Genomic DNA, 23542 nt, shown 5'->3' on the forward strand with positions numbered 1-23542 from the left:
CACCCGCTTAGTGCGCTTGACCAGTGCCGGGTTACGCTTAAAGCATGGCCATGTCCCTCGCTTCGCTCGTCGCTGTCCCCTCCCTGAAACTCCGCCAAGCCGGCCTTGCCGAAACAACGTGGAACCAGGACATCAGCTGGGTTGCCGTGACGGAACTGGAGGATCCACAGCGCTTCCTTAGCGGCGGAGAGTTGGTCCTGACCACGGGGCTGCGCCTCAAGAGCGCCGCGGACCAGCGGCGCTTCGTCCGCCAGGCCCAGCGCGCCGGCGCTGTGGGGATCGGCTTCGGCATCGGCCTCACCCACGAGTCCGTTCCCGAAGCACTCATCGCCGAAGCCAACCGCTGGGGTTTGCCACTGGTGGAAGTCCCTTACGAGATCCCCTTCATCGCAATCGGCAAGCTGGTGGCGGAATCGCATTCCGCGGACCACTACTCAAATTTGGAGCGCCTCCTCGCCGGACACCAGATCCTGGCCCGCTCACTCCTCACCGGCGGCGGCCTGAACGAGCTCCTCAAACAACTGGGCAGCATGCTCCGGACTGATGTGGTGCTCACCCAGTTCAGCGCGCAGCTTTACAACAGCGTGGCTGGAAAGCCGTCCCCGACGGCGGATGACTGGGCTTCGTACCCGATTCCCACCGGCCGCAGGGACGCCTGCACGCTGTGGTTGCGGCAGCCTTTTGTTGACTCCGGGATTGTCAGCTACGCGCAGAACCTCATCAGCGTGGAGCTCAACAACATGGTCAAGCAGCGGCAGTCCCAGCGGGCCATGGCAGGTCAGGTGCTGGACGACGTCATTCACGGCACGCTGGAGAGCATCGAGGCAGCCAGGCGTTTGGCCGGCGTTGGCATCAACAGCACCCGAAAGAACGTGGTGCTCGTTGCGGAATCCGCGGCCCATCACAAACAACTGATCAGCATTTCGCTGCCCCAGGCGCTGGAAGCCGGCGTCAGCGCCGTCGTCGGGAAGGACCTGGTCACGGTCATCAGCGACGACGGAAGCTCGGCCACGGCTCTGGCCAAGAGCCTGAGTGATCATTTGCAGGAGGCCGGCATCCACGCCGTGATTGGCATCGGCGGCGCCTACACGAAACCGAACGGGCTGCGGTGGAGCTACTTTGAAGCGCGCGACGCCGTGGCGCACGGCTTGCCGGTCAACGAGCCCGAGCGGCTGAGCCTGACGTCCCTGTTGCTTGCCAGCGAGGATGTTCCGCTGGCTGACATGGCCAGCGAGTCCCTCACCCCGCTGAGGAAATTCGACGCCGCCCACGGTGCCGAACTGGTGGCCACGCTGGAAAGCTACCTGAACCACAACGGATCGGTGGCTGCCGTGGCCGAGGCCCTGACGCTGCACCGCAACACGGTGCGCTACCGTCTGGCCCAAATCACGGAGCTGACTGGCTACGACCCCTCCCAGACGCAGGACCGTGTGCAGTTGTGGTTGGCTTTGGCCGTCCAGCGCCTGGGTTCCCGCAACCCGCGGTAACGCCCGAAAATAACCAGCGCGGAGAGGTTCACCACAAAACTCTAGACATTAGACGTCAAACGTCTAACCTTTAGATATGGCCGCGACGACTCCTCTTACCCCCAGCACCGGAAACATCCCTACTGTGAGCACCTCCCAGACTCCTGCAGTCCGGGAGAACCCTGCGGTCCCCAAGACCCGGGTGGTCGCCGTCGTCGGCATTATTGCCGTGGTGCTCATCGGCCTGAATCTGCGCGCAGGCATCACCAGCGCCGCAGCCCTGTTCCATGACCTTCAGCAGGTGCTGGGTTATGGCGCTCTGGTGGCGTCCATCCTGCCGTCCATCCCGCTGCTGTGCTTTGCGGTTGCAGGCATGGGAACGTCCTGGCTGACCCGCCGGGTGGGCGTGGAGAAGGCGATCGCCATCGCTTTGGCACTGCTGGCCGGCGGCTTGCTGGTGCGTGGCATTCCAGTGACGGGCGCCCTCCTTGGAGGCACAGTCCTGGCAATGTCCGGCCTTGCCGTGTGCAACGTGGCCATGCCGTCTTTCATCCGTGAGCACTACTCCGAGCGCACCTCCATGATGACCGGCCTCTACACTTTCACCATGTCAGGCGGAGCCACCTTCGCCGCAGTGGTCAGCGTTCCGTTGGCCCAGGAGCTCGGCTCGCCGTCCATTGGCCTGGCTGCTTGGGGCCTGCTGGGCGTCGCGGCTCTGGTGGGTTTCCTGCCGGTGGTCCTGCACACGCACCGGAAGGCCACCAAAACCGATCGTCCGCGGGTCTCCATGTGGCCCCTGCTGCGCACCCGTTTGGGCCTTCTGATCACCGCGATCTTCACCTTCCAGGCTTTCCTCGCCTACGCCGTGATGAGCTGGTTCGCCTACATCTTGACGTCTCAAGGTCTCAGCCCCTCCGAGAGCGGCCTGCAGTTCGGTGTGATGCAACTGGTATCCGTCGCTGCCGGCATGATCCTGCTCGCTTTCGGCTCAAGGCCCGGCATGCTCCGCCCGGCCCTGTACCTGGCCAGCAGCTCAACCTTGTTGGCCATCGCCGCCATGGTCTGGCTGCCGACGTCATTGGCCGTTGTTCCCGCCGTGCTGTTCGGCTTCGGCTTGGGCATCTTCCCGCTGGTGCTGGTGATTATCAGCCGTAGTGGACGCTCGACGGCGGAAACCACCGCGCTCTCCACCATCGCCCAATCGCTGGGATACTTGATTGCGGCAATTGGCCCCTTTGGCATGGGCTTGCTCCACAGCGCCACCGGCGGTTGGGTATTGCCGCTGAGCCTGCTGTCCATCGTGGCGGTGGCGCTCATGGTTACCTGCCACCTGCTGACGAGCAAGCGCACTGCCACCAAGACCGGACCGAGGACAGCATGACACTGACCCCTTCGCATCGCCCGGCCCTTGCCGAGGAGATCACCGCCAAGCTGCGGGACATGATCAAGTCCGGTGAATGGCCGCTACAGGAGCGGATTCCTGCCGAGCCCGAGCTGATGTCCACCCTTGGTGTTTCGCGGGGGACCCTGCGCGAGGCCATTAAGGCGCTGGCACACTCGGGCATGTTGGAGGTCCGCCGGGGAGATGGCACGTATGTGCGGGCGAACAGCGAGATGTCCGGTGCAGCCCAGCGCATGTACTTGGAGCACACGCAAGAACACATTGTGGAGGTTCGCCTCGGTTTGGACACCCAGGCTGCCCGATTGGCCACCAAGCACGCCACTGTTGAGGATTTGGCTGAGATGCGCCGCCTCCTCGCACTCCGGCATGACGCCTGGCAGGCCGAGGACTACCCCACTTGGGCAAGTGCCGACTGGGAATTCCACGAGCGCGTTGCCTTGGCGTCCGGTAATCCCCTGCTGCACCAGCTGTACGTGTCGTTTGGAGGAGTGTTTCATAACGACCTCCTGCGGCAGCAGCGGAAGGGCGGCTTCAACGGCATCCCCCGCGAAGGCCATGACGAACTGGTTGATGCCTTGGAAGCCCACGATCCCGATGCCGCCGTGCAGAGCGTGTACCGGAATCTGGATTACTGCTCGGATCAGGCGCCGCGGTAACGTCTGCGCGGCTAATACGTTGCCAGACCGCTATTCCGTCGCTGCAACACCACGGTTTAGCGGGCCAACAACGTCTTAAGGCACCGTCTCGATCCCGGCCCGGGCCGCATCCCTGAATCTGGCGTTGATCAGCACCACGTCACACCCTGCCCGGTCCAGCAGGCTCGCTGCAACACTCGCCCTGTATCCCGTGGCACAGTGCACCCAGATTCTGGCGGATGGCAGCTCAGTGATCCTCCCGAGGAGTTCGTACACCGGCATGTTCACCGCACCAACCACATGCGATGCCTCGAACTCCTCTGGTCGCCGACCGTCCAGCACCACGTCCCCCTGTGCACGGCCTTTGAGGAGCGCGGACCACTCCGCGTGCGGGTAGCTCGCCGGTGGAGACTCCGGCGACCACTCACCAGGTTGAGGCCCGACGGCGGCATCCGGACTATCGATGCCGATTCTCGCCAGGTCGCGGATCGCCTTTTCCACCTCTCCCCTGGGCCCAAGCAGCGTGAGTGGCTGGCTCCAAGGGATCACCCAGCCGAGGTAGCTGGTGAAATTGTCCCCGCGACCGTACTCAAAACTCACGCTGCCCTTGAGATGGCTGTCCGCGAAGGCTACGCGATGCCGCAAGTCCACTACCCACTCCCCTGACCTCAGGCGTCGGCCCAGCTCACCGGCATCCACGGAATCCGGCACGGCCAAGTCCGCCGCGCCCGGACCGGCGGCGTTGAGTGGGCTCATGTGGGCGTAATAGGCGGGGTACGCCGTGAGGTTCTCCAGCAACTCTGCAACGAAGTGGTCCACGTCAGGGTCCGTCAGGGCGTGATTGGAGACGGCTTGCTCGCCAATGGTTGACGATTCCTGGTGGCTCGCAGGCCCGATCGAGCAGAACGATCCGAAGCCGTGGGTCGGGTAGAGCGCAGCGTCTGGATGAGCCAGGGACACCAGGCGCCGGACCGAGGAGTACTGGTCATGGGCCAACGTCGCGGTGTCCCGGGGAGAGACCAGGTCCGTCCGGCCCACCGAACCGTAGAGCAAGCTGCCGCCGGAAAACACAGCCTCCGGGCCGTCGTCGTGCGTGTCATCCCGGACCACATACGAAAGGTGCGTGTGGGTGTGTCCTGGCGTGGCAACCACCCTGACCAGGAGGCGGCCGACGCGGAGGACCTGACCATCGGAAACGGGGACACGGGTGAACGTGACGTGGTCCTCGGCGTTCACCAGATAGGCGGCCCCGTGTTTTTCGGCCAGCACCAACCCGCCGGTGACGTAGTCGTTATGGAGGTGGGTTTCGGCAACGTGCGTAATACGGACGCCGGCTTCGCGGGTGGCAGTTTCAACCCGGTCAATGTCGCGTTGAGGATCAATCACCAGCGCCACATTGCCGTCGTGCACAAGGTAGCTCCGGTCCCCCAACTGGGGCGTTTCGATGACAACGACGTCCATACCCACAGACTAAAACAACGCGGGGTCACTTATGCACCCTTCAGGCCACCCGGAAGGTGCATAAGTGACCCCGCGTTGCTGTTAGACCTGTGCGGCTACACCGTCACGGGAGATGTTGACCATGTCCTCGCGGGGAACAACCTTGATGCGCTCACGCTTGACCTCAACACCGTGGGAGGTGCCGGCCTCGGTTGCTGCCGCACCGAGTGCGAGCTCGTGGGCGTCCAGTGCCAGCCAGCCTTCCCAGCTGGTGAACTTCACGCCGCGGGCATCCAGGAGTTCCACCACGGCGTCGGCTGCGGGAACCTCGGCGAGCGGCAGGTTTTCGCGGTCTTCCAAGAGGTACGTGACGGTTTCCAGGGCGTCACCCTTGGTGTGGCCGATGAGGCCAACCGGACCACGCTTGATCCAGCCCGTTGCGTAGAGGCCCGGCACGTGCTGGCCGTCGGCGTCGAGCACGCGTCCGCCGTCGTTGGTCACAACGCCCTTCTTGTGGTCGAACTCGACGTCCGGCAGGGCCGAACCGAAGTAGCCGATTGCGCGGTACACGGCCTGGACCGGGTAGTCGATGAACTCGCCGGTGCCGCGGGCGTTGCCCGTGCCGTCCAGTTCGGTGCGCTCGAACTTGATGCCGGCAACCTTGCCGGGTGTCTCTGCGGAATCAACAATTTCAACCGGGCTGTGCAGGAAGTGCAGGTGCAGGCGACGGGAAGCCTTCAGCTCGGAGAGGTCCTCGGGCTGTTCGGCGATCCAGTTGGTGAGCGTGCCAACCATGGTCTTGATCTGGTTGTTCGTCTGGACCTGGCGATCGGACTCTTCGTCGAACTCGAAGTCCTCGGCGTAGAGGATGATGTCCACGTCCTTGGAGTGCGAGAGTTCGCGGAGTTCCAGCGGGGTGAACTTCACCTGGGCGGGACCGCGGCGTCCGAAGACGTGCACGTCCGTGACGGGTGAGGCCTTCAGACCGGCGTACACGTTGTCCGGGATTTCGGTGACCAGCAGGTCATCGGCGTGCTTGGACAGGACACGCGCTACGTCCAAGGCCACGTTGCCGTTGCCGAGAACAGCGATTTCGGTGGCTTCCAGCGGCCATTCGCGGGGAACGTCCGGGTGACCGTCGAACCAGGAAACGAAGTCGGCGCCGCCGAACGAACCCTCAAGCTCGATGCCCGGGATGTTCAGGTCCGCGTCCTTGATGGCGCCAGTGGCAAAGATGATGGCGTCGTAGTGCTTGCGGAGGTCCTCGATGGAGATGTCCGTGCCGTAGTCCACGTTGCCGAAGAAGCGGATATCGCCGCGGTCCAGGACCTTGTGCAGGGCGTTGACGATGCCCTTGATGCGGGGGTGGTCCGGGGCTACGCCGTAACGGATGAGGCCATACGGTGCCGGGTAGCGGTCAAAGAGGTCGATGCTGACGGTGAGTTCGCCGCTCTTGACGGCTTCGCTCTTGGTCAGGATGTCCGCTGCGTACACGCCGGCCGGGCCGGAGCCGATGACGGCGACGCGAAGCGGACGGTCCGCAGAACCTACGGGGGTGCTAATTGACACGGCTGTGTTCCTTCTTCTTCTCAGTTACTGCGGACGCGGGGACGGTTGGGGGTAATAGTGCTGTAATCAGCGGTCTTGAAATGCTGCGGTGCAAAGGGGCTGACGCGGACCACATCCCCGATCACGATGACCGCCGGGTTGGCCACGCCGACGGCTTCCGCCTGGTCCGCGATGGTACCCAGAGTGCCGATGGTGACGCGCTGATCCGGCAAATACCCGTTCTCTACGATACCTACTGGCGTGTCCAAAGGCAGACCCGAGCCTGCCAGCGCAGCCGCGGAATCACGCAATTGCGCTACTCCCATGAGCAACACCACAGTGTGATCGGGGCGGGCGGGGACCTCGGACAGCTCTTCATGGCCGGTCACTACGCTGAAGCCCTTGGCCAGGCCGCGGTGTGTCACGGGAATACCGGCAGCGGCCGGAACCGAGATCGCCGACGTCACGCCGGACACCACTTCAACCTCGACGCCGTTCTGCCGGCAGAATTCTGCTTCCTCGCCTCCGCGCCCCAGGACGTAGGGGTCGCCGCCTTTGAGGCGGACCACACGGTTGCCCTTCAAGGCTTCGTCCACCAGGATGCGGTTGATCTCCAGCTGAGGAACCGGGTGGTGGCCGGGCGTCTTGCCCACCTCGATCACGCGGACGTCCGGGGCAAGTTCGTTGAGCAGCTCACGGGGGCCGAGGCGGTCGGCAACCACGACGTCGGCCTGGCCCAGCAGACGCCGGCCGCGGACGGTGATGAGTCCCGAGTCGCCAGGACCGCCGCCTACCAAGGCAACGGAGCCAGCAGGTGTTGTGCCGTCAGCTTCCGGCTTGCGGTGGCGGCGCAACGGCAGGTCGCCGGTTTCGAGCGCAGTGGCCACAGCATTGCGGAGGGCCATGGCACGGCGCGGGTCTCCCCCGGCGTTGATGGCGATCTTCACGTCGTCCACCACGGCCACGGCGGGCGTCCAGGCTGCTGACGCTTCATGGTCTGAGGCATTGACGCACCAGATGCGCTGCGCTTCCGCGTCGGAGGCCACCTGGGTGTCTACGGCGGCAGCGCCAGTGGCCGTCTGAACGAACCAGACGCCGTCGAGGTCTGATGTTCGGTACTCCCGCTGCTCCCAGGTGAGGAGGCCGGAGTCTGCGATGCCGCGAAGTGTTTCGGTGGCAACGGGCGCTACAACGGTGACTTTTGCACCGGCGTCGAGCAGTCCCTTGGCACGGCGCTCCGCGACGGGGCCGCCGCCCACCACCAGCACCGGGCGGCCGAGCAGCCGCAGCGCGGTGGGGTAAATGTCCTGTATTGCCATGAAAAAACTGTAGGGCGGCCCCGTAACATGCTTCAAAGGCTCGGAAACACCCGGTAACGCTGGGTAATCCAACGTCATATACGGTGGCTGCTCTTTGCCGACGTTGGGCCTGATTTTGCGCGGATCAGTTGGGCGAAACCCTGTCTTTGAGCGTCAGGTAATAGGCCCGCTGTTCCTTGCCCAGGTGCTCAATCGCGTAACGAAGCGCCGTCCGCGGCATGGTGGCGGCGTGTTCGTCCAGAAAGGCCAGAAGCCGTTCGCGACTGCTACGGCCAGCGTCACGGACCCAACCACCTACGGCTTTCTGGATGAGGTCCTCTTTGTCATGAAGGAGGATCTCGGCGATGGCGAAAGTGTCATCCAATTGGCCTTCGCGGATGAATGCCGACGTGGCAACAATGGCGGTCCGGCGCTCCCACATGCTCTCCGAGCGGGCCAGTTCGTACAGGGGGTCGCGCGGCTTGTCCATGAGCCAACCGCCCACCACACGCCCGGCTCCCAAGTCCACCAGATCCCAGTTGTTGATGCGATCGTGCCTTTTCACGTACAGCTCGTAAAGCTCCCGGCGCCGCTCGTCCGTGGTCTTCTTCTTCTGAGCCTGCAAGGACATGATCTTCACGGCACCCGCCCGGGCCTCGTGGATGTCCTTCTCCAGCAGCGTCTCTAAATCTTCCAAAGTCATGGCCGCGAATTCCTTGGCCAGCGTGAAAACCTCGCCCATCCGGACGCCAAGGAAGAAGTCCCCCTCGGCGTAATCACCCTTGCCGGTCTTGAAATACCGCTGGTACTTTGCCTGCTCCACCGCGGACTGCCGGATTTCCAGGCGCTCCAAAAACGCGACGGCGGTGGGTTGGGTTCCCGGCGCCGGGGCCGCAGGCTTGCGGTTCTTGGGGGCCTTTCCGTCTTTGGGGGTCATGACTCCATCATGCGCCTAAAAGACCGACCAGCCAGTACGCGTGGTGAATTCATCCAGCGCGGCCACACCTGCCACGGAATTCCCGGACCGTCCCAGGCCAGGGCTCCAGACACTGATAGAGCACTTGTTCGGCACCACGGCCACGATCCCCCCGCCCACGCCGCTCTTACCCGGAAGACCCACGCGATAAGCGAATTCGCCCGCGGCATCGTACGTACCGCAGGTGAGCATGACGGCGTTGATTCTCTTGGTTTGGGCCGGGGACAGCAACAAAGTCCCGTCTGCGCCCAAGCCGTTGGAGGCCAGGAAACGCGTTGCGAGCGCCAGATCTTCGCACGTCATGGCCAGCGCGCATTGCTTCGCGTAGGAGTCCAGGACCTCGTCCACAGGGTTCTCCAGGTTGCCGCAGCTTGCCAGGAAGTGGGCCAGCGAGGCGTTGCGGTGTCCGTTGGCCAGTTCGGATGAGGCCACCGCGTGATCGGTGTCGATGCTCTCTTTGCTGGTCTCCTGGCGCATCAGTTCCCGCACGGCCTTGGCTGCGTCGCCTGTGAGGCTGAGTAGCCGATCCGTCACCACGATCGCGCCGGCATTGATGAACGGGTTCCGGGGAATGCCCTCCTCGCTCTCCAACTGAACCAAGGAGTTGAAGGGGTTGCCTGAGGGTTCGCGGAAGACGCGCTTCCAGATGTGGTCGCCGTCCGCAGCGAGAACCAAAGCAAGGGCGAAGACCTTGGAGATGCTTTGAATGGAGAACTCCACATGCGCATCCCCGGCTGAGAACACCTCACCCTCCCGGGTCACCACCGACATCCCGAACTGATGCGGGTCCACGGCCCCGAGTTGGGGGATGTAATCGGCGACTTTTCCTTGGCCGACGTGCGGTTGAACTGCTCCCACGATGTCGTCGAGGAGGTTCTGAATGTCCATGGGGCAACCTTTGCTTTCTGTGTAGTCCCCTCGTCGTTGAAGGGACTGACACGTGCTCCTGTGTTGTTGGCGCAGTAATGCACAGCCAGCAACACTACCGGGCCTACACCCCTTGGTTTGCCCTCCACCCGAAGGCTGGAGCCACGTGCTTTGCTACGTTGCCCAGCAGCTTGGCGTTGTAGTCCACTCCTAGTTGGTTGGGCACCGTGAGCAGGACGGTGTCAGCCGCTTGGACCGCAGCGTCCTTGGCCAGTTCCTCAGCCAAGGTGTCCGGCTCGCCGATGTAGCTCTTCCCGAAACGGGACAACGCGCCGTCGAGAATTCCCACCTGGTCCTGGCTGTCCGCTTGGGCGCGGAGGCCGAAGTAGTGGTTGTCTACGTCGTCCACAATCGGGATCACGCTGCGGCTGACTGAAATCCTCGGCTCAAAGTCGTGCCCGGCCGCGGCCCACGCTTCGCGGAACATGTGGATCTGTTCGGCCTGCAGCTCATCGAACGGCACGCCTGTGTCCTCGGTGAGGAGGGTGGAGCTCATGAGGTTCATGCCTTGTTCCGCAGCCCACACGGCGGTTTTCCGGGTTCCGGCTCCCCACCAGATTCTTTGCGGGAGGCCCGGTGACTGGGGCTGGATGGGCAACAGCCCCGTGGCCCCACCCGCGTAGTGCGGATCTGCCTCAGCCACACCGTGCCCGGCGATAGCCTTCCGGAACAGTGCGGTGTGACGGCGTGCCATGTCGCCGCCGTCCTCGCCGTCTGCGGGGACGTAGCCGAAGGTTGCAGCACCGTTCCGTGCAGGTTCGGGTGAACCACGGCTCACACCGAGCTGCAGCCGCCCGTCACTGATGAGGTCCGTGGCAGCGGCCTCCTCGGCCATGTAAAGGGGGTTCTCGTAGCGCATGTCGATCACGCCTGTCCCCATCTCGATCCGGCTGGTCCTGGCCGCGATCGCGCTGAGGAGCGGGAAGGGGGAGGCCTGCTGCCGGGCGAAGTGATGGACTCTGAAGAAGGCGCCGTCTATGCCCAGTTCCTCCGCCGCAACGGCGAGTTCAATTCCCTGTTTCAGGGCCTCTCCGGCCGTGGGAACCAGCGATCCTGGTACGCGGGCCCAGTGGCCGAAGGACAGGAAGCCGATCCGTTTGTTGTGCATGCTGAGAACAACCCCGCGAGAGGTACAGGAATTCCACATACGCGGATTCCTCATTGGACTCCATACCCTCCAGGGGTATGGTGTAAGTAAATGTACCCCAGCATATAGTCCGCGGAAGGACGCCCAAAGTGAGCAGATCAGCATTTCCACTGCCCCTTCGTAGGGCTTCCCTGTTTCTGCTGGTGTTGGGCGTCATTGCTGGAATTCTCGGCATGCACGTAGTGATGGGTTCCCATACCGCCCATTCGGCTCCCGCTACTCAGGCGTCAACGCTGCACAGTGATCACCACGCGCATTCGACAGCCGGATCCCAGGCCGCCAGCACACTCCACCACCCGTTGGCCTCCAGCCTCGACGCAGAGTCCTGCTCCACGGGTAGCTGCTCGTGTTCACAATCAACCGCTGAACACTGCATCCCGTCATTGAAGACAGGTTCCCTGATTGCCCCGCTTCCGGGCAGCGGAGTTGGGGGCCTGGCCGATGGTCTGCCGGCCACAGGTGAAGCACCGCGAACGTGGACCTATGCCCCGCCCAGGCCTTCCTTGAGTCAACTTTCGATCAGTAGAACGTAAGCATTTTTGCCTTGGCGGCCCCAAGTTTTGCCGCCTATGCAGTGCCTCGCATCCCTCCACACGGGCTCTCGAGGCCACCATCATGCCTACCACCAGGATGGCTCGCGCCCCGGGCCTCCCCACTATCGAAAGACCACAACCCTGATGAACAAAACTCAGCTCACCCTTAGCGCCGCCGCTTTTGCGGGGCTCCTTGCCGTGGCCGGCTGTGCCTCTCCGGCAAACCCTGGCTCCATGCCGGGAATGGACCACGGAAACTCCGGCACCAGCGCGCCCGCCAACATCACGTCTGCAGAGCACAACGCTGCTGACGTCATGTTCGCCCAGATGATGATTCCCCATCACGCCCAAGCCGTGGAGATGTCCGACGCCATGCTCGCCAAGGCTGACATCCCCACCGCGGTGACCCAGCTGGCCGTAAAGATCAAAGCAGCTCAAGCACCCGAAATCGAGAAGATGACGGGCTGGCTCAAGAGCTGGAACATGCCAGTAATGGGGTCCTCCGGGCACAGCGGTCACAGCATGGACGGCATGCTGACTGACGCCGATCTCAAGAAACTCAGCGCAGCCCAGGGCACCGAAGCTGCCAAGCTCTTCCTGACCCAGATGATCGCGCATCACGAAGGCGCGGTCACCATGGCAAAGACTGAGATCACCCAGGGCAGTAACCCCGAAGCCGTCCAACTCAGCAAGGACATCGTCACTTCCCAGGAAGCGGAGATCCAGGAAATGCGGGATCTCCTGGCCACCCTCTAGCACTCGGGTTCAGAACAGCGAACGCACGACGTCGGCAGTTCGCCGTCGTGCGTTCGCTCAGCTTTCCCCAGCGCACCGCACCCATTTACGCCAATCGCGCCCATAACCACTGGTGCGAAAGGCGCGAAAGGGAGCGAACCAGGCGCCGAAAGGGTGCCTCCGGCGGCAACGGGTGCATGAGGCAGAAATGCGGGCTCAGCCCTCAGTCAACGCGTCGATAGTGCATAGATACAACGCCGTTACTGAGCGGGTCCGCCGAGACCAGCTCAAGGCGCCGGGTGGCGGGCAGCCCGCCCTGGTACAGGGTGGGACCGTGGCCAGCGATCATGGGGTGGACGAGAAATTTGTACTCGTCGATCAGATCCAGTCGGTCCAGTTCTGTGGCTAATTTGCCGCTGCCTATCAGCACCCCGTCGGGGGTCCTGTCCTTGAGCTCCTGCACCGCCGTGCGCAGATCGCCAACAAGGTGGTGGCTATTGGTCCAGGGGAAGTTTGAACGCGTGGACGATACGACGTATTTGGGCATTGTCTCCAGCGTCAGTGCCCACTCCCGCAACGCTGGCGGGGCTTCCACTTCGCCGTTGGCCACCAAGGGCCAATAGCTCTCCATCATTTCGTAGGTAGTGCGGCCCCAGAGCATTGCCCCGCTCTGGTCCAAGAGGTGGGTGAAGAGGGCATGAGTCTCGTCGTCGGCGATGCCCTCCTGGTGGTCGACGCAACCATCAAGAGTGACGTTGATGCTGAACGTTAGAAGGCCCATTCGACGATTGTAGGTGCGCGCGGAGAGCGGAGGAAGGGCGAGTCTAGCGGCTGCTGCCCGCCAGCAAACCCCGGCGCTGCAGCAAGCGCTTCTCGATCGGCCCGAAGACCAAGAGCTCGATCAGGATTCCCACAAACAGGATCAGCAGGATCGCGGACATCACGATCGTCATATCGGACAGGAGACGGCCCTGATCCAGCAACGAGCCCAAGCCGAAACCAATCGTTCCGCCCACTGCGATGATTTCCGCGGCCATGAGCGAGCGCCAGGAGAAGGCCCAGCCCTGCTTCAGCCCACCGATGTAGCCGGGAAGCGCGGCGGGCAGGACAATTTGCAGCGCCATCTGGAGACGGTTGGCACCAAGGACTGTGCCAACGCTGCGGTACTGCGGCGGGATCTGGTCCACACCGGAAATGAGTCCGTTGATGATGGACGGGATGGCGCCCATGAACACCACAAAGTAGACGGTGGCGTCGGTCAGGCCGAACCAGATGATGGCGGCAGGAACCCATGCCACGGAAGGGAGCACCTGCAACCCCGAGATGAGCGGACCAAATGCACGGCGCAAGGGTGCTACCTGAGCCAAAATCAAGCCCACAGGCGTAGCGATAACCACGGAAATCAGGAATCCGATCACACCACGCTGCAACGAGGTCCACACGGCTTCCTGGACTTTTCCTTCACCCCACATCGTCACGAACTGGGTGAGAACGTCCAACGGCCCGGGAACGAGGTCACGGCGCTTGAACTCCAGTGAAACGTAGAACTGCCACGCGAGGATCAGGACCACCAGCGCGGCAACAGGAAGCAAGACGCGCTTCCATTCGATGCCGACTTTCCGTCCGCTGTCCGACTGGAGGTTGTCCAGGCCGGCTTCAAGGTCCCGAAGTTCAGAGGCGTTACCCTTCAGCGACGGGGAGGTGATGTGCTCTTTGGATTCGGTCACGGGGAGGGTCCGCTCTTCGGTGGTGATGGGGTTACTTGGCATGGCGGCGGATCTCCTCGCGAAGACGGCGGGTGATGACACCGGTCAGCTCCCCGGCGCGGCCGGCGTCGGTTCGATGCTCCTCGGTGACATCCCATTCAGCCACCACACGGCCAGGACGAGAGGACAACAGAAGCACCCGCTGGCCGAGCCGGACGGCTTCGCGCACGTTGTGCGTGACGAAGACGATGGTCCGTCCCGTTTCCTTCCAAATCCGCTCAAGCTCATCGTGCAGGAGGTCGCGGGTGATCGCGTCCAGGGCAGCGAAGGGCTCGTCCATCAGCAGCAACTGGCGGTTCTGGGCCAGCGAACGGGCCAAGGCAACGCGCTGCCTCATGCCGCCGGACAGTTCGTGGGGACGCTTATCCCCCGCGCCGCCCAAGTGCACCAACTCCAACAACTCGCTGGCGCGTTCACGCCGGCTTGCCTTGGTGCTGGACTTGTCGGCCAGTTGAAGTGCGAGCTCGATGTTGCCGCGCGCGGTCAGCCACGGAAAGAGGGACGCGTCCTGGAACATGAAGGCGGCGCCGTCGCTGGGGACTTCAAGGGCGCCCGACGTCGGCCTCTCAAGTCCCGCCATGATGTTCAGCAAGGTGGACTTGCCGCAGCCGGACGCACCGAGGAGGGCGACGAACTCGCCCTGCTTGATGGTGGCGTTGACGTCGTCCAGCACCGGGGCGCCACTGCCGAAGCGCTTGCCCAGGTTCTCGAGTACGACTGGCATGGTCCCGTCCTTCGTGTTGATTGGTAGAGCTGATGTGGCTGAAGACCGGCCCGCTTCCCGCTCAAGGAGAGGGAACCGGACCGGCCTGCTAATGCTTAGTCCTGGCCAAGACCCGCGGCTGATGTCTTCTTACCCTCTACCTCGTTCAAGGTCCGGAGATCGAAGATGCCGTTGATGTCGGCCTGCTTGGTGGTGCCGGCTTTCACACCGTCGTCCAGCAACTTCTTGTACGTCCCAGCGAGCGGGTCGGTGGTGAACTTGATGTTCTGAAGTGCGCGTTCAATCACGTTGGCCGGAAGCGGCTTGCCCGCAGTGTCCTTGAGGACGGAGTTGATGGTGGTGGCCTTCTCCTCGGCGGAAGCGGAGTTGAGCCAGTTGACGGATTCAATGTGGCCCTTCAGGAGGGCCTTGACGGTTTCCGGGTGTTCTGCGGCGAACTTCTTGTTCACGATCAGGATGGTGGTGGTGAAGTCACCGTTCTCCCACAGGTCTTTCTCGTCAACGAGGACCTTGGCCCCGGCTTCGAGGACCAGTCGGGACGCCCATGGCTCGGGCAACCACGCGCCGTCGAGCTTTCCGTCTTGGAAGAGCTTCAGCGACTGGGCATTTTCTGTGGGGTTGATGTTGACATCCCCGCTGCCGTCAACATTGGTTTTGAATCCCTGGTCCGTCAGCCACGCGCGGAGCGCAACGTCCTGGGTACCACCGAGCTGCGGGGTGCTGAGCACCTTGCCCTTGAGGTCGGCTGCGGAGGTGATCTCCGGCTTGACCACCAGCTGGGCGCCGCCGGATGCTGCTCCGGCGATGATGCTGATGGACTCGCCGTTGCTCTTGACGTAAGAGTTGATGGCCGGGTTCGGGCCGATGTACGTGGCGTCGATGGCGCCGGCGTTCAAAGCTTCGATCGCGGCGGGGCCTGCGTTGAAGATCTGGGTGCTCAGCTTGGTCTCGCCGAGTTCCTTGGCGATCAGGCCCTTGCTGGTGCCCACCAGTGCGGGAGCGTGGGTCACGTTGCTGAAGTATCCAAGCTTGAGCTCGGCCGCGGGCGTCGTGGTGGGCGCCGGCGCGGCTTGGTTGTTCTGCGAAACAGCGGAAGCAACTGCAGCGCCTGCACCGATCAGCAGCACGAGGCCTACGGCGAGGGCGATCTCCAGGGTGCGGCGGCGCTTGGGCTTGGAGGCGGTCTCACCGGCGACGATGCGGGTGGTGCCGGGGTTGGGTGACTCGGGGGTGTTAGACATGGGGTGGGTCCTTAGGAGATGTGGGATGCGAGCGGGGCGAAGATCAGGCCCCGTGACATCGCCCGTCGAGGGCAAGCAAGGACCATTCCGGAGAGGTCATGCCTTCACAGTAGGGACTGTCATATTTCCGCTTCAATCCCGCAGAAACCAAGGTTCATGAAGGTTCACGTGGCGTCACATTCGCCGCCAGGCCTTCAATATCGCGTGGAGTTGTGCGGCAGCAGCCACCTATGAGATGGGCGCCCCGGTCAAGCCAAACAGCTGCGTTGCCCGCCAAGGTTCCGTCACCTTGAACGCCCTCCGAGGGACCCCAGGTCTTGGTCACAGCATCGTAGGTCTCCCCCGAATTCGGATACGCCACCAGCGGCTTGTTCGAGGACATCCGAAACGTGCCGAGCGCATCCGACACGAGCTCCAGCGGCACACAATTGACCCCGACGGCGGCCACCCGCGGTTCCGCGCTGAGCAGCGCAGCCACGTCCGCAATGGGGGTTCCGTCACTGATGTGGCCGCTGTCCCGCAGCGTGAACGTAAACCAGGATTCGACGTCGAACTCCGCCACGAGCGCCAACAGCACCTCCGCTTCGGCGTACGACGGCAGGGTCTCGCACGCCAGGAAATCCGCACCGGCCTCCACCAGCGCGGCAATGCGTGGCCGATGGAAATCCCGGAATTCCGGGGCTGAAAGCGTGTAATCACCCCGGTATTCGGAGCCGTCAGCGAGATAGGCACCGTAGGGACCCACAGATCCGGCCACCAGCAGCGGACGGGATCCGGGGTTGGCCGCGAGGTATTCCTGCCGGGCTTCGTCCGCCAACCGGACGCTCAAAGCCACCAGCTCCAACGACTCATCAACGGACAAGCCACGCCGGGCGAAACCCTGTGGCGTCGCCTGGTAGCTGGCCGTGATGGCAACGGAGGCACCGGCGTCGAAATAGTCCCGGTGGACCTGTTTGATCAGGTGCGGCTGCTCCAAGAGAACCTTGGCCGACCATAGGGAGTCCTCAAGATCGCAGCCGTGGGCTTCCAATTCCGTGGCCAACGCACCGTCCAGGACCAGGTCCTTGCCGGCGTTGAGGAGTGTGCTGAGCGAGGTGTTCTGTGGCATGGGTCCTTCCCCAAAAAGAAAACCGCAGCCTGTTCGATCTTCCCGCCGTACAACGTGAGGAGTCGCGAACAAGCTGCGGTTTTGTGACTATGTGTGACCCTAGATGACGTAACGTTCGTCTTCGTGGTCGCCCGGGTGGTCCTTCACAAGTCCGGCGGCGAGCGTATTGCCGTCGTTGGGGTCGATCACCAGGAAAGCACCGGTGCGGCGGTGGTGCAGGTAGTTCTCCAGCGGCAACGGAGCGGACAGGCGCAATTGTGCGTGTCCGATGTCGTTGAGCTCCAGGTTGGACGCAGGCTCCACGTTGAACGTGGCGAGGTCCAGTTTGCCGGTGACGTTGCGGACCAGTGCCTGGACCGTGCGCGTGCCGTGCTTCACCAGGACCTTTTGGCCCTCACGGAGCGGTTTCGGTGAAAGCCATGCGAGCGACGCGTACAGGTCAGCAGTGCTTTCGCGGACCGTTCCGGCGGCGGCGATGGTGTCTCCGCGGGCGATGTCGATCTCATCAGCCAGTCGAACAGCCACAGACTGCGGAGCGGCTGCCTCGTCCAGCGATTGGCCGGCGAAGTCGATGCCGATCACCGTTGTGGTACGCGGCTCATGGCCCGGGCTGATGACGGAGACTTCGTCGCCAACCTTCACTGAGCCCTCAGTGATCTGGCCTGCGTATGCGCGGTAATCGCGGTACGCCTCCACATCGAGCCCGGCAGCCACAGCGTCGGGAGCCAGGGCGCCCTGCGGGCGGATCACCAGCTGGACCGGGAAGCGGAAGCTCTCCAGTTCGGCCTCAAGCTCGTCAGCAGCAGGGAGGGTTTCGAGGACCTCCAGCAGCGCCGGACCGGTGTACCAAGGGGTGCGCTCAGAGCGGTCCACCACGTTGTCGCCATCAAGGGCCGACACCGGCACCACCAGCAGGTCAGCCACTCCGTCGGATCCCAGGCCAAGCTCGCGGGCTACCTTCTGCACGTCCGCTTCGATGTCGCGGAACACCTGCTCGCTGAAGTCCACCAAGTCGATCTTGTTCACGGCCACAATCACGTGGGCGACGCGCAGCAGCTGCAGCACGGACAGGTGCCGGCGGGTCTGCTCCAGCACACCCTTGCGGGCGTCAATCAGTACGACGACGGCATCCGCAGTGGACGCGCCGGTCACCGTGTTCTTGGTGTACTGAACGTGGCCGGGGCAGTCCGCCAGGATGAAGCTGCGGCGGTCCGTGGCGAAGTAGCGGTAGGCAACATCGATGGTGATGCCCTGCTCACGCTCGGCACGCAGGCCGTCGGTCAGGAGGGCGAGGTCGATGCCGCCCTTTTCGCCACCGAAGCCGCGGTCCGCAGAGGTGCGGGCAACGGCGTCGAGCGTGTCAGCCAGAATCGCCTTGGAGTCGTGAAGGAGACGGCCCACCAAAGTGGACTTACCGTCGTCCACCGAGCCGGCAGTCGCGAAGCGGAAGAGTGTGGTGGGCAGGGCTGTTTCCAGTCCGGCAGCCAAAGTTTCGGTGCTCATTTAGAAGTAGCCGTCCTTCTTGCGGTCTTCCATGGCTGCCTCGGAGATGCGGTCATCTGCTCGGGTAGCGCCACGTTCGGTCAGGGTGGAGGCAGCGACTTCAACAACGACGTCGGCCACGGTGCGTGCGTCGGACTCGACGGCACCTGTGCAGGACATGTCTCCCACCGTGCGGTACCGGACCAGCTTGGTGATGACGTCCTCGTTGGGCAGCGGCTGGGAAACCTCGCCCACTGCGCGCCACATGCCGTCGCGGGCGAAGACCTCACGCTCGTGGGCGTAGTACAGGCTGGGAAGCTCGATGTTCTCGCGCTCGATGTAGCGCCAGATGTCCAACTCGGTCCAGTTGCTGATGGGGAATGCACGGACGTGCTGGCCCACGGTGTGGCGGCCGTTGTACAGGTTCCACAGTTCGGGGCGCTGGTTTCGCGGGTCCCACTGGCCGAACTCGTCACGGAGGCTCAGGATGCGTTCTTTGGCGCGGGCCTTGTCTTCGTCGCGACGGCCGCCGCCGAACACGGCGTCGAACTTGTTGTGCTGGATCGCGTCCAACAGCGGGACGGTCTGCAACGGGTTGCGGGTGCCATCGGCACGCTCAGCCAACTCGCCGCGGTCGATGAACTCCTGGACCGAGCCAACAACCAGCTTCAGGCCAAGGCGCTCAACAGTGCGGTCACGGAAGTCGATGACCTCCGGGAAGTTGTGGCCCGTGTCCACGTGCAGAACCGGAAACGGAACCTTGCCCGGCCAGAACGCCTTGGTGGCCAGGTGCAGCATGACCACGGAATCCTTGCCGCCGGAAAACAGCAGCGCAGGCTTCTCGAACTCAGCAACAACCTCGCGGATGATGTGAATGGCTTCGGACTCGAGGGTGTCCAAGCTGGAGAGACGCTCGGCAGAGGATCCGCCGTGCCCGCTTCGCGATGCCCGCCACGCCGCGGCGGATTCCTCGGCCTCGCTCTGCAACTGGTTCAACTCGAGGTCCTCGCTGGTTGTTTGGGTGCTCATGTGTGTAGTCCGCATTCTGTCTTGTCGGATCCTGCCCAGCGGCCTGCGCGGGGGTCTTCACCCGGGGCCACTTTGCGCGTGCAGGGCTGGCAGCCGATGGACGGGTAGCCCTGGCTCAGGAGGGGGTTGACGGGAAGGATGTTGTCCTCGGAATACTCGATCAGCTGATCGAAGGTCCAGTCCACCATCGGGTTCACCTTGACCAGGCCAAAGCCGTCATCCCAGGTGACCACCGGCGTGTTGGTGCGGGTGGGGCCCTCGTCGCGTCGCACCCCGGTGAACCAGACTTCGTATCCGGTCAGCGAACGGCGCAGCGGCTGCACCTTACGCAGTGCACAGCACTGGGCGGGGTCGCGGGCGAACAAGTCCTTGCCCAGCAAACGATCCTGTTGTTCCACAGTGGTTTCGGGAAGGACGTCCACCACGTTGACGCGGAGGTTCGCTGCGACTTCGTCGCGCGTCTCGTACGTTTCCTTGAAGTGGTAGCCGGTTTCCAGGAACAAGACGTCGACGCCGGGAAGCTGGTCCGCCACCAAGGCGGGCAGGACGGCGTCGGCCATGGAGCAGGCCACGGTTACGGTGGGCAGCTCGAAGTTACGGGCCACCCAGGCGATGATGTCCCGGGCAGGGGCGTTCCAGCCAAGCTCCGCAGCACCTTGTTCAGCCAGGGCCTTGAGTTCTTCCTTGGACCGCAACGCCGGCCGCGCTGCCGCGCTGGCGAGGTTGGTGATAGTGACGGGATCTGTCATTGGAGATCTCCTTCATCTGCCGAGTGTGCCCACTCTGCGAACGTCTGGCCTTCGGCGCCTACGGCGACGAACTTGCGGACCACGCGCTCCACATAATCGGGCAGGTCTTCCACAGTGACTTTGAGGCCGCGGACGGTACGTCCCAAACCGGCTTCCTCGCGCTCGTTGTTCGCCAGCCCGCCACCGAGGTGGACCTGGAAACCCGGGGTGGGGTCGCCGTCGGGCGTTGGCAGCATCATGCCCTTCAGGCCAATATCGGCCGTCTGGATACGTGCGCAGGAGTTCGGGCAACCGTTGATGTGGAGGGACAGTGCCGACGGCAGCTGCTTGGATTCCACGAGGTCGGCCAAGCGGCGCTCCAGCTCAGCGATGGCCGTAGCTGCCGTGACCTTGGTTTCCACGATGGCCAACTTGCAGAACTCGATGCCCGTGCAAGCGATGGTGCCGCGGCGGAACACGGACGGACGGGCGGAAAGGCCCAAAGTGTCCAATTCGGCGATGAGCGGCTCCACCTGCTCCTTGGCCACGTCCAGGATGACCAGCTTCTGGTGAGGAGTAGTACGGAGGCGGTAGCTGCCGTGCTTCTCCAGGGTGTCAGCCAGCGTCACGAGTGCTTCGCCGGACGTGCGGCCAACAGTGGGTGTGACGCCGATGAAGAACTTGCCGTCCTTCTGCTCGTGAACACCGATGTGGTCGCCGGGAGACGTGGGCTTGGGAGCGGCGGGTCCGTCCGGGAGCTTGAAGCCGAGGTATTCGTCCTCAAGGATCTGGCGGAACTTGGCCGGGCCCCAGTCGTTCATGAGGAACTTCAGGCGGGCTTTGGTGCGCATGCGGCGGTAGCCGTAGTCGCGGAAGATGCTGGTAACGCCCAGCCATACTTCAGCGGCAACGTCCGCGGAGACGAACACGCCGAGGCGTTCGGCCAGGCGCGGGTTGGTGGACAAGCCGCCGCCAACCCAGAGGTCGTAGCCGGCGCCGAGCTCAGGGTGAACCACGCCCACCAGGGCGAAGTCGTTGATCTCGTGCACCACGTCCTGGGACGGGTGGCCTGTGATGGCGGTCTTGTACTTGCGCGGCAGGTTGGCCAGCTCGGGATCGCCAATGAAACGCTCGGCGAGCTCGTGGATCAGCGGAGTGGGATCAATGATCTCGTCCTTGGCGATGCCCGCAACCGGGGAGCCGAGGATAACGCGGGGAACGTCACCGCAAGCTTCTGTGGTGGACAGTCCAATACCTTCAAGGCGGCGCCAGATCTCCGGCACGTCCTCAACACGGATCCAGTGCAGCTGGATGTTCTGACGGTCCGTCAGGTCAGCCGAGCCGCGGGCGAAGTCCACGGAGATCTGGCCGATGACCCGGAGTTGCTCAGTGGTGAGTGCGCCGCCGTCGATGCGCACGCGCAGCATGAAGTACTTGTCTTCGAGCTCGTGCGGTTCAAGCGTTGCGGTCTTGCCGCCGTCGATCCCGGGCTTGCGCTGGGTGTAGAGACCCCACCAACGGAACCGGCCGTGAAGGTCCGTGCCGTCGATCGAATCAAAGCCTTCTTTGGAATAGACAGACTCAATGCGCTCACGGACGTTCAGCCCGTTGTCTTCCTGCTTCCAGGTTTCGTTGGCATTGAGGGGCTCGGTGCCGTCAACCTTCCACTGGCCGTGGGGCTTGGCGGCAGGGCGGGTGCGTGCCGGACGCTTGGTGGTCTCAGCCGACGCACCGGCTACAGCTGTATCTGTCATACATCGACTGTAGGTCTGGCCAGTTTTCGCCAGCAAAGGTCCGGAAACGCGAAGTCACCTAGGGAAACATTTCGTCACGAACACGCCAGCGGCCTTGTCTGAAGGCCCTGTTTTATGCAGGTCCGTTTTGTCCCATTTCCGCGTGAATAAAGGTTAGGAGAGCCTTTCCAGCACAGCGTCGTATCTTTCGAGAGCGATCTCGGCGAGCACCTTCGACGGCAGTAATGGAGCCGCCACAATGTCCGCGCCCGCTTTGACCAACTGGTCGTGGAAATAGCCGGTTGCCAGCAGGTACGAGGCAATGAAGACCCGGCCTGTCCCACCGTCTTCGGCGAGTTCGGCACGCAAGGAGGCGACGCCGTCGGGCACTGTTGGCTGAGCACTGGCGCCATAGGCGACGCGCACCTTATTCGGCAGCAGCTCGGCGAGGAGCCGCGCCTGCTCTTCCGAGTCCACCGAACCGTCCGGCAGGGACGATCCCGCGGCAGCCAGCAGCACGCCGTCGTTCTCCTGCAACCCAGCCGCACGAAGGTGGGTGGCTAGCAGCTCAGCCAGCCGCGGGTCCGGGCCCAACGGCCTGGCGGCCACTACTTCGGGCCGGGGCTTGATGGCTTTTGGAACGTCCACTTTGATGTGGAAGCCGGTAGAGAGCAAAAGCGGTACGACGACGGCGGGAGTCCCCTCAGGCAGGCCCTCCACCACACCGCCCAGCTCGGGTTCCTGGACGTCCACGTAGGCCTCAACCACGCGCAACCCGGGGCGGAGTGCTTCGATTTCGGCCATGACCTGGCGAATGGCCGCCTGGCCTTCGGCGTTCCGGGTTCCGTGGGCGCAAGCGATCAAAACGGGGCTGTTCATGGGAGCTAGCGTAACGTTGAGCCAGCACCTGTTGTTAAGCGCGTTAAGAAAGAACCCGTCCACTTGATTTCCTTTGACATTGTTCTTCTTTGGCTTGACCTCATCGGCGTGTTCTTTTTTGCTGTGTCAGGCTCGTTGTTGGCGGCCCGGAAGCAGTTCGACTTCGTGGGTTCCATACTTCTCGCGTCCATCGCGGCACTGGGCGGTGGCGTCATCCGTGACATCGTGATCAACGCCGGTCCCCCTATCGCTTTCACCAATCCCGCGTACCTGGCCCCGCCGTTGCTGGCTGCGCTACTGGTTTACTACTTGTTCTCCTCCGTGCAGCGCTTCACCTCTCTGCTGACCCTGTTCGACGCCGGCGGGCTGGCCTTGTTCTGCATCACGGGCACGCTGAAGGCAATCGGCGCGGGCATGAATCCGGTGGCCGCGATCCTGCTGGGGGTCACCACTGCCGTGGGCGGTGGCCTGCTCCGTGACATCACCGCAAATGAAATACCTACCTTGTTCAACAACCGCGACATCTATGCGCTGCCGGCCTTCGCGGGTGCCGGCCTGACCACGTTGTTGTGGAGCTTTGGCCTGTTCAACGGAGTTACCGCTTGCGTCATTGCGGGCGTGGTCTTCGCTTTCCGTGTGACCGCGTGGCGGCGCAGTTGGTACGTGCCGTTGGCTGTGCGCGGATGGCATCGAGCAGCCACCGGTGGGGGCGCAATTTCAGGTCCCCGGGATTAGCTAGGATAAG

22 protein-coding genes are annotated in these 23542 nt (G+C 63.4%); 6 read left to right on the forward strand and 16 right to left on the reverse strand.

Annotation, left to right across the window (positions count from 1 at the left end):
* Positions 1–44: 44 nt before the first annotated feature.
* From AR689_RS21215 to AR689_RS21225, 3 genes are all read left to right on the forward strand, one after another.
* Positions 45–1487 carry a PucR family transcriptional regulator gene (locus AR689_RS21215; RefSeq protein WP_062073362.1) on the forward strand — a complete coding sequence of 481 codons (1443 nt, stop codon included), beginning with the start codon at positions 45–47 and terminating at the stop codon, positions 1485–1487.
* Positions 1488–1563: 76 nt separating this feature from the next.
* Positions 1564–2847, forward strand: a complete 1284-nt coding sequence (locus tag AR689_RS21220) for an MFS transporter (protein WP_062073364.1) — start codon at positions 1564–1566, stop codon at positions 2845–2847.
* A complete protein-coding gene (locus tag AR689_RS21225) occupies positions 2844–3524 on the forward strand; it encodes a FadR/GntR family transcriptional regulator (RefSeq protein ID WP_062073366.1) in 681 nt (226 codons plus the stop codon). Before AR689_RS21220 ends, AR689_RS21225 begins: the two co-directional genes overlap by 4 nt.
* Before the next feature lie 75 nt (positions 3525–3599).
* Here AR689_RS21225 and AR689_RS21230 read toward each other — a convergent pair whose 3' ends face one another.
* The 6 genes from AR689_RS21230 to AR689_RS21255 form a co-directional block, all read right to left on the reverse strand.
* Positions 3600–4964: an MBL fold metallo-hydrolase gene (locus AR689_RS21230; protein WP_062073925.1), complete on the reverse strand. Its 1365-nt coding sequence runs from the start codon at positions 4962–4964 to the stop codon at positions 3600–3602.
* A gap of 81 nt (positions 4965–5045) precedes the next feature.
* Positions 5046–6512, reverse strand: a complete 1467-nt coding sequence (locus AR689_RS21235; protein WP_062073368.1) for an FAD-dependent oxidoreductase — start codon at positions 6510–6512, stop codon at positions 5046–5048.
* A 20-nt stretch (positions 6513–6532) separates the two neighbouring features.
* Complete coding sequence (gene cobA, locus AR689_RS21240) at positions 6533–7810, reverse strand: uroporphyrinogen-III C-methyltransferase (RefSeq protein WP_062073926.1); 1278 nt, start codon at positions 7808–7810, stop codon at positions 6533–6535.
* Between the two features lie 124 nt (positions 7811–7934).
* Positions 7935–8726, reverse strand: a complete 792-nt coding sequence (locus tag AR689_RS21245) for a DNA alkylation repair protein (protein ID WP_156424652.1) — start codon at positions 8724–8726, stop codon at positions 7935–7937.
* Between the two features lie 15 nt (positions 8727–8741).
* The gene (locus AR689_RS21250; protein ID WP_062073370.1) at positions 8742–9653 is read right to left on the reverse strand and encodes a glutaminase; all 912 of its coding nucleotides are present in this window, start codon (positions 9651–9653) and stop codon (positions 8742–8744) included.
* Positions 9654–9756: 103 nt separating this feature from the next.
* A complete protein-coding gene (locus AR689_RS21255) occupies positions 9757–10800 on the reverse strand; it encodes an LLM class flavin-dependent oxidoreductase (protein WP_062073372.1) in 1044 nt (347 codons plus the stop codon).
* A gap of 182 nt (positions 10801–10982) precedes the next feature.
* Between AR689_RS21255 and AR689_RS23805 the strand changes: the two genes are divergently transcribed.
* Both AR689_RS23805 and AR689_RS21260 read left to right on the forward strand, forming a co-directional pair.
* Positions 10983–11372, forward strand: coding sequence for a DUF6153 family protein (locus tag AR689_RS23805; protein ID WP_353611617.1), 390 nt, complete (start codon positions 10983–10985; stop codon positions 11370–11372).
* Positions 11373–11516: 144 nt separating this feature from the next.
* A complete protein-coding gene (locus AR689_RS21260) occupies positions 11517–12128 on the forward strand; it encodes a DUF305 domain-containing protein (protein ID WP_062073374.1) in 612 nt (203 codons plus the stop codon).
* 202 nt (positions 12129–12330) lie between these two features.
* Here the strand turns inward: AR689_RS21260 and AR689_RS21265 are convergent, their stop codons facing one another.
* From AR689_RS21265 to AR689_RS21310, 10 genes are all read right to left on the reverse strand, one after another.
* Positions 12331–12888 (reverse strand): dihydrofolate reductase family protein, encoded by a 558-nt coding sequence (locus tag AR689_RS21265; protein WP_062073375.1) that lies wholly within the window; start codon positions 12886–12888, stop codon positions 12331–12333.
* A gap of 43 nt (positions 12889–12931) precedes the next feature.
* Complete coding sequence (locus AR689_RS21270; RefSeq protein ID WP_062073377.1) at positions 12932–13876, reverse strand: ABC transporter permease; 945 nt, start codon at positions 13874–13876, stop codon at positions 12932–12934.
* Positions 13866–14597, reverse strand: a complete 732-nt coding sequence (locus AR689_RS21275) for an ABC transporter ATP-binding protein (protein WP_062073379.1) — start codon at positions 14595–14597, stop codon at positions 13866–13868. Before AR689_RS21275 ends, AR689_RS21270 begins: the two co-directional genes overlap by 11 nt.
* A 95-nt stretch (positions 14598–14692) precedes the next feature.
* Entirely contained in the window at positions 14693–15838 is a 1146-nt protein-coding gene (locus AR689_RS21280) for an ABC transporter substrate-binding protein (RefSeq protein ID WP_062073381.1), read from the reverse strand.
* A gap of 154 nt (positions 15839–15992) precedes the next feature.
* Complete coding sequence (mmuM, locus tag AR689_RS21285; protein ID WP_062073382.1) at positions 15993–16946, reverse strand: homocysteine S-methyltransferase; 954 nt, start codon at positions 16944–16946, stop codon at positions 15993–15995.
* A gap of 99 nt (positions 16947–17045) precedes the next feature.
* Positions 17046–18449: a sulfate adenylyltransferase subunit 1 gene (locus AR689_RS21290; RefSeq protein ID WP_062073384.1), complete on the reverse strand. Its 1404-nt coding sequence runs from the start codon at positions 18447–18449 to the stop codon at positions 17046–17048.
* Complete coding sequence (cysD, locus tag AR689_RS21295; protein ID WP_082698098.1) at positions 18450–19457, reverse strand: sulfate adenylyltransferase subunit CysD; 1008 nt, start codon at positions 19455–19457, stop codon at positions 18450–18452.
* On the reverse strand, positions 19454–20206 hold the full coding sequence (locus AR689_RS21300) for a phosphoadenylyl-sulfate reductase (protein WP_062073386.1): 753 nt from the start codon (positions 20204–20206) through the stop codon (positions 19454–19456). The genes cysD and AR689_RS21300 overlap by 4 nt, the downstream gene beginning before the upstream one ends.
* Positions 20203–21939: a nitrite/sulfite reductase gene (locus AR689_RS21305; protein WP_062073388.1), complete on the reverse strand. Its 1737-nt coding sequence runs from the start codon at positions 21937–21939 to the stop codon at positions 20203–20205. The genes AR689_RS21300 and AR689_RS21305 overlap by 4 nt, the downstream gene beginning before the upstream one ends.
* Before the next feature lie 153 nt (positions 21940–22092).
* Positions 22093–22860, reverse strand: coding sequence for a sirohydrochlorin chelatase (locus AR689_RS21310; RefSeq protein WP_062073390.1), 768 nt, complete (start codon positions 22858–22860; stop codon positions 22093–22095).
* On the opposite strand from AR689_RS21310, the gene AR689_RS21315 reads away from it, so the two are divergent.
* Positions 22861–23532, forward strand: coding sequence for a trimeric intracellular cation channel family protein (locus AR689_RS21315; protein WP_062073391.1), 672 nt, complete (start codon positions 22861–22863; stop codon positions 23530–23532).
* Positions 23533–23542: the final 10 nt, after the last annotated feature.

Origin of the sequence: Arthrobacter sp. EpRS71, from assembly GCF_001512285.1 — a bacterium.
Lineage (GTDB): Bacteria > Actinomycetota > Actinomycetes > Actinomycetales > Micrococcaceae > Arthrobacter.